General features: G+C 77.3%; 2 protein-coding genes. Both read right to left on the minus strand.

The features are described from left to right. Positions 1 to 287: 287 nt before the first annotated feature. Positions 288 to 5,855, minus strand: a complete 5,568-nt coding sequence (locus ACWDR0_RS34115) for a condensation domain-containing protein (protein WP_456355718.1) — start codon at positions 5,853 to 5,855, stop codon at positions 288 to 290. A gap of 10 nt (positions 5,856 to 5,865) precedes the next feature. Next, the coding region (locus ACWDR0_RS34120; RefSeq protein ID WP_456355719.1) for an AMP-binding protein at positions 5,866 to 7,430 on the minus strand (1,565 nt) is incomplete at its 5' end.

Here is a 7,430-nt window from a genome sequence, read left to right on the forward strand (position 1 = left end):
CTTGAGAGGACCGAGTTCCTCGGGTACGGGTCGGGTTTTGTAGGGAGCGGGCTGTCGCAAGGGGCCGGGGAGAGGCAACCAGGGGCGCGGGGAACGGCGCGCTCAGCCCGATTCGGGGCGCGGTCGACGGACGACAGCACATGGCACACGGGTGGTCACCCGGGGAGCCCGCGCGGCGGAGGGGCGCCCCGGGGGCGGGGCTCCTGGCCTCCAGGGGCGCGGCCGCCCCGGGGCGGGAAAGGCCGCCCCGGGGCCCGGCTCCACGGGTGGGCCCGGCGCCCTCGGGGTCAGGTGCTGCCCCGGCGGGGGCGGCGGCGGAGGGCGGGGACCGCCGGGGGGACCGGGGCCGTCGCCAGGAGACCCGCCAGTGCCGTCGGCGTCGGATGCCGGAACACGTCCCGCAGCGTCAGCTCACGCCCCAGCTCCGAGCGGACCCGGTTCAGCAGCCGGACCGCCAGCAGCGAATGCCCGCCCGAGCGGAAGAAGTTCGCGTCCTCCGTGACCTCCTTCCCGTCGAGGACCTCCCGGAACAGGTCCATCAGCAGCGGCAGCGGACCCGCCGGGGGCGCGGGCGGCGCGGGTGCCCCGGTGGCCGTGACGACCGGCGGGACCGCGTACTCCGGCAGCCGCTCCGCGGCCCAGGACTGGATGTCCCCCTCGGTGACCGGGCCCGTCAGCCGGGCCGTGAGACGCCCTTCGGCGACCGAGACCACGGCCTCCGTGACATCCGGGTGCGAGCCCAGCACGTCCCGGACGTGCCCGAGGTCGATCCGGTACCCCGCGACCGTCGCGTACGGGCCCCCGCCCGGCCCGCCCGCCCCGCCCGGCCCCGCGGGCAGCGCGCCGATCCGGGCCGACGGATCCGCCGCGAAGACCGCGAGCGCCCCGGTCAGCAGCGCGGCCAGCCGCCGCGCGCCGCCCTCGTCGTACAGGTCGGCGGCGTACTCCAGCACCCCGTCGAGCCCGTCGTGCCCCGCGCCGCCGGTCAGCGCGAACGTCAGATCCGCCTTTGCCGTCCGCGAGCCGTACGGCAGCGGCGCACCGGCCAGCGGCCCGCCCGCCCCGCCGTCCGTCCCGCCGCCGCCCGCGCCCTCCGGCTCGGGATCGACCCGCAGCATCACCTGCGCTAGCGGCTGGTGCGCCGACGAGCGGTGCGGGTTGAGCCGTTCCACGACCTGCTCGAAGGGGACGTCCTGGTGCGCGTACGCCGCGAGGTCGGCCGCCCGGACCCGCCGGACCAGCTCCGTGAAGGACGGGTCGCCCGAGGTGTCCGTACGCAGCACCAGCGTGTTGACGAAGAACCCGACCAGACCGTGCAGCGCCTCGTCGTCGCGCCCCGCGACCACCGTGCCGACCGCCAGGTCCGGCCCGGCACCGCAGCGGGCGATCACGGCCGCGAGGGCGGCGTGCACCACCATGAAGAGGGTGCTTCCGGTGGACCGGGCGATCCGTTCGAGACCTTCCCGTACCGGCCCGGGCACCGTGAATCCGGTGACCGCGCCCCGCCCCGAGGGCACCGGCGGCCGGTGCCGGTCGCCCGGCAGCTCGGTCAGCGGCGGCAGCCCGTCGAGGGTCCGCGCCCAGAAGCCGAGACCGTCCTCCCGCCATGTGCCGGACAGCTCCCGCTGCCAGAGGGCGTAGTCGGCGTACTGGACCGGCAGCGGCTCCCAGCCGGGCGCGCGGCCCGCGCGCCGCGCGTCGTAGGCGGTCTCCAGATCGCGCAGCAGCGGATCGAGGGACCAGCCGTCGGCCGCGATGTGGTGCAGCAGCAGGACCAGGGTCTGCGCGCCGGTGCCGCCGGAGGGCAGGAACAGCCAGGCACGGAACGGCAGATCGCGCGCCAGGTCGAAGACATGGCCCGCGGCCGCGTCCACGGCGGCCGCCGGATCCGCGGCGAAGCCGAGTTCGAGCTGCGGCCGGGCGTCCGCCAGGACGGTCTGGTACGGCTCCCCGCCCTCGGCGCCGTAGACGGTCCGCAGCACCTCGTGCCGTTCGGCGGTGTCGGCGAGCGCGGCGGCCAGCGCGGCCGGGTCGGCCGGCCGGTCCAGCCGCCGTACCAGCGCGATGTTGTACGTGGCGGACGGCCCGTCCAGCTGGTCGGTGAACCAGAGGCGGCGCTGTGCCGGGGAGAGCGGGATCCGCGCGGGCCGCCCGGCCCGGCGCAGCGGCGGCCGCCCGCCCCCGGCCGCCGGGCCCGCGGGCAGCCGTTCGTGCAGCGCCAGCGGTGTCGGGGCGAGGAAGAGGTCCCGGATCCCCGCCTCGACGCCGAGCGCCGTCCGGATCCGGTTGACCAGCCTGCTGGCGAGCCTGGAATGCCCGCCGGTACGGAAGAAATTGTCGTCGGGACCGGTTTCCGGCCGGCCCAGGACCTCCGCGAACAGCCCGCACAGCAGCGCCACCCGGGGATGCCCGGCAGCACCGGCCCCCGCCCCGGCGGGCGGCCTCGCCGCCGCTTCCACCGCCGCTTCCGCTTCCGCCGCCGCGAGGCGCTCCCGCCGGGCCGCGAACCCCGCGGCCTCCTCCGCGGTGACCAGCTCCAGCGCACCCAGCGGCCGCCCGGAACCGGCGGCGAACGCGGCGAGCGCCCGGGCGTACACGTCGAGCAGCAGTACGGCCGTCGGTTCGTCGAACACGTCCCGGGCATAGCCCAGCAGCAGCCGCAGCCCGCCGTCCGGCTCCTCCTCGCAGTGCAGGTTCAGATCGAACTTCGCCGCCCCCAGCTCGACGGAGCCCGCCTCGGCGGCCAGCGGGCCGAGCCGCACCGGACCGGAACCGGCGGCCGCGTCCGCGGTCCGTACGGTCAGCATCATCCGGAAGAACGGCTGCTCGCCCAGGGCCCGGCCGGACGCCGCGGCCAGCCGCTCCACCAGCAGTTCGAACGGCAGGTCCTGGTGGTCGAAGGCGGCCAGGTCGCCGTCCCGCACCCGGTCCACCAGCTCCGCCGCCGTCGGATCGCCCGAGGTGTCGGCCCGCAGCACCAGCGTGTTGACGAAGCAGCCCACGAGTTCGTGCAGGGCCTCGTCGGAGCGGCCCGAGACGGGGGTGCCGACGGCCGGGTCGTCGCCCGCCCCCGCCGCCGAGAGCGCGGCGGCGACGGCGGCCCGTACCACCATGAAGAGGCTGGCGTTCCGCTCCCGGGCGAGGGTGCCGAGGCCCCGGCCCACGGCCGGTTCCAGCCGGGCGGCGACGGTGCCGCCCCGGCCGGTGGGTTCGGCCGGCCGGGGCCGGTCGTACGGCAGCGCGGTCCGCTCCGGCAGTCCGGCCAGCGCCGTTCGCCAGTGCTCCAGCAGCGGCTCCGGATCGGCCAGCAGCTCCCGCTGCCACAGGGCGTAGTCCGCGTACGAGAGGGGCAGGGGCTCCCAGCCGGGGGCGCGGCCCGCGAGCCGTGCCGTGTAGGCGGTGTCCAGATCGCGCAGCAGCGGGTCGAGGGACCAGCCGTCGACGGCGATGTGGTGGACCAGGAGGACCAGCGCGGCGGGCCCGGCGCCGCCGGTGGTGAACAGCGCGGCCCGCAGCGGTACCCCGTCGGTGGGGTCGAGCGGTGTCCGGCCGAACTCGGTGACGGCGCGGTCGAGCGCGGCGGCGCCGTCGCAGCGGACGGTGTCCAGCCCGGGCGCGTACCCCGCCCGGATCCGCTGGTACGGCTCCCCGTCCGTGTGCGGATAGGCGGTACGCAGCACCTCGTGCCGTCCGGCGAGATCGGCGAGGGCCGCGGCGAGCGCCTCCGGGTCGGGGGTGCCGTCGAGCCGGAGCACCAGCGGGGCGTTGTAGGCGGCGGACGGGCCGTCGATCCGGGCGAGCAGCCACAGCGCCCGCTGGGAGGCCGACAGCGGCAGCAACTCCGGGCGTTCGGCCGCGGGCACCGGCCGCGGCACGGGCCGGGGCGTACCGCCGGATCCGGTCCGGGCGGCCTCGGTCAGTCTGCGGTGCAGGGCCGCCGGGGTGGGGGCCAGGAAGAGGTCCCGGACGCCGCCCGCCAGGCCCAGGGCGGCCCGGATCCGGTTGACGAGCCGGCCCGCGAGCAGCGAATGCCCGCCGTTGCGGAAGAAGTTGTCGTCCGGGCCGATCCGGGGGCGGCCGAGGACCTCGGCGAACAGACCGCACAGGATCTCCTCCCGCGGGGTGCCGACGTCCCGGCGGCCGGACCGCGCCGCGGGCGCCGCCGCGGTGCTCCGGGCGGCCGCCGCGGCCGCCCGGTGGCGGGCAGCCAGGGCGGCCCGCTCCCCGGGAGTGGTCAGCGCCGACGGGCCGAGCGGCCGGCCGGAGTCCTCGGCGAAGGCTTCCAGGGCCCGGACCAGGAGGTCCAGCAGCAGCCTCGCCGTCGCCTCGTCGAACAGGTCGACGGCGTACCCGAGGGCCAGGTCGAGCCCGTCGGGGGAGCCGTCCGGTGCCGCGCGCCGGGCGCAGAAGAAGGTCAGATCGAATTTGGCGGCGGCCAGGTCCGCGGTGCCGGGCACCCCGGTCAGCCCCGGGCCCAGCGGTACCGGCCGGGCGGCCCGCGCGCCGTCGGGGCCCTCCGAGCCGTCGACGGTCAGCATCACCTGGAACAGGGGGTGGTGGCCGAGCGACCGTTCCGGGGCCAGCTCCTCCACCAGCAGTTCGAAGGGCAGGTCCTGGTGTTCGTACGCCGTCAGATCGGCGTCCCGGACCCGTTCGAGGAGCACGGCCGCGGTCGGGTCGCCGGAGACGTCCGTACGGAGCGCCAGGGTGTTGACGAAGAACCCGACGAGCTCCGAAAGCTCCTCCTCGGGGCGGCCCGCCACCGGGGTGCCGATCACCAGGTCGGTACCGCAGCCGGCCGCGGTGAGCGCGGCCGCCAGGGCGGCCCGTACCACCATCGGGGCGGTGGCCCCGTGCCGCCGGGCCAGTCCGAGCAGGGCGAGATGGGTGCCGGCCGGTATCCGCGCGGTCAGGGTGGCGCCCCGGCCGGAGGGCTCGGCGGGCCGGGGCCGGTCCACGGGCAGCGGTGTCACCTCCGGCGCCCCGTCGAGGACCTTGCGCCACCGGCGGAGCTGCTCCGCCGCGAGACTGCCGGGGTCGCCGGGCTCGCCGAGGAGGTCCCGCTGCCAGAGGGCGTAGTCGGCGTACTGGACCGGCAGCGGCTCCCAGCCGGGGGCGCGGCCCGCGAGCCGTGCCGTGTAGGCGGTGTCCAGATCGCGCAGCAGGGGCCGGACGGACCAGCCGTCGGTGGCGATGTGGTGCAGCAGCAGCACCAGCACCGACCCGGGCTCCGCTCCGGCGTCCGGCCCGGATCCGGCCGCGCCCTCCGCCGGGTCCGGCCCCGTGTTCCGTTCCTTCTCCGTGCCGGTGCCGGTGCCGGTGCCCGCGTCCGCCCCGGCGACGGTGCCGGTCCCGGCCGGGAAGCCCGGTCCCGGATCCGCGGCGAGGCCGCCGGTGAGGGCCCCGGTGAGGTCGCTGGCCTCCGTGAAGGCTCCGGCCGCCACCCGGCCGCCCCCCGCCCCGGCCGGAGCGCCGTCGCCCGTCGCGTCCGCCGCCCGCTCCGGCGGGGCGAACAGCGCCACCCGGAGCGGGAATCCGCCGGTCACGTCGAGCGGTTCCCGGACGAACGCGGCCACCCGGTCCCCGTACTCGGCGGCCGGGCAGCGCACCACCTCCGGCGGCGGCAGCTCGGCGGCGTCCCGGATCTCCTGGCGGGGCTCCCCGTCCGGTCCGGCGGGCAGCACGGTGCGTAGCACCTCGTGCCGTTCGGCCAGGTCGGCGAGGGCGGCGCCGAGCACCGCCGGGTCGGGGGTGCCGTCGAGCCGGAGCACGAGCGGGGCGTGGTAGGCGGCGGAGGGACCCGACAGCCTCCCGAGGAACCAGAGACGGCGCTGGGCGAACGACAAAGCGGTCACGGCGGTGTCCTCATCCGTCCTGGGCTGCGACGAGCCCGTCGATGTGCGCGGCCAGATCCCGCAGCCGCGGATGGGCGTAGACGGCCTTCACCGGCAGGGCCACGCCCAGCTCGGCCCGGACCCGCGACACCAGCTTGATCGCCAGCAGCGAATGGCCGCCCAGTTTGAAGAAGTTGTCGTCGGGGCCGACGGAGGACGCCCGCAGGACGGTCGTCCACACCTCGCCGATCAGCCGCTCCGAGCGGGTGAGCCCGGCACCGGCGGCCGGTGCCGCGGCCGCCGCGGGCGGTCCGGCAGGCGGCTCCGGCAGCGCGGCCCGGTCCAGCTTGCCGTTGACGGTGGTCGGGAAGCGCTCCACCGCGACCAGCACCGCGGGCACCATGTACCCGGGCAGCGACGCCGCCAGCAGCTCGGTGAGCGCGGCCGCCGCGACGGGGGCGGCGGGCCGGTAGTAGCCGACCAGCCCGGGCGCGCCGTGGACATCGTCGCGCAGGACGACCGCGGCCTCGGCGACGGCCTCGTGGGCGGTCAGCGCCGCTTCTATCTCGGGGAGTTCGATCCGGAAGCCGCGCAGCTTCACCTGGCCGTCGGCCCGGCCGAGATAGCCCAGCCGGCCGCCCGGGAGGAGCCGTACCAGGTCCCCGGTGCGGTACATCCGGCCCCCGGGCTCGGCACCGGGCCCGGTGTCGGCGGTGAAGCGCTCGGCGGTCAGACCGGGGCGGCGGCGGTAGCCGCGGCCCACCCGGGGCCCGGCCAGATACAGTTCGCCGGTCTCCCCGGGGCCGACGGGTGCGAGCTTCTCGTCCAGGACCCGCATCCGCAGCCCCGGCAGGACGGCGCCGATATGCGGTGCGGCCGTCTCCGGGTCCGCGCCGGACGGTTCGATCCACCCGGCGGTGGCGTCCACCGTGCACTCCGTGGGCCCGTAGAGATTGACGGCGCGTACGGTGCCCGCCGCGGTCAGCTCCCCGATCCGGGACCAGAGCGCGGGGCCGATCGCCTCGCCCCCGATCAGCAGGGTCAGCGGGCGGGGCCCGCCGTCGGCGGAGAGCAGCTCCAGCAGCGGTTCGGCGTGCGAGGGCGTCAGGTCGAGAGCGGTCAGCGCCCGCTCGTCGGCGAACGCGGCCAGCAGCGCGGGGTCGGCGCGGGTCTCGTCGTCGACCATGACGAGGGTGTCGCCGCGGCAGACCCGCACCCACTGCTGGACGGAGGCGTCGAAGGACGGGGAGGCGTTCCAGCCCACCCGGCCGCCGTCGCCCGTGGCGATCCCCGCGTCCTCCAGCTCGGTGAGCAGCCGGGCCGCCGCGCCCCGGGTGATCTCGACGCCCTTGGGCCGGCCGGTGGAGCCCGAGGTGTAGATGGTGTACGCCAGGGTGTCCGGGGTGACCGGCACCGGCCGGTAGGCGGGTGCGGGGCCGCCGTCGAGCAGGGCGGCCAGGCCGAGCCGGGGCACCCCGGCCGGAAGTGCCTCGTCCGGCGCGGTGCCGGGGGTGACGACGGCGTCGGCGCCGGAGTCCTCGATCAGATAGCGGCGCCGTTCGGCGGGCAGCTTGGGATCCACCGGCAGATAGGCGG

This window comes from Streptomyces sp. NPDC003691, from assembly GCF_053981115.1.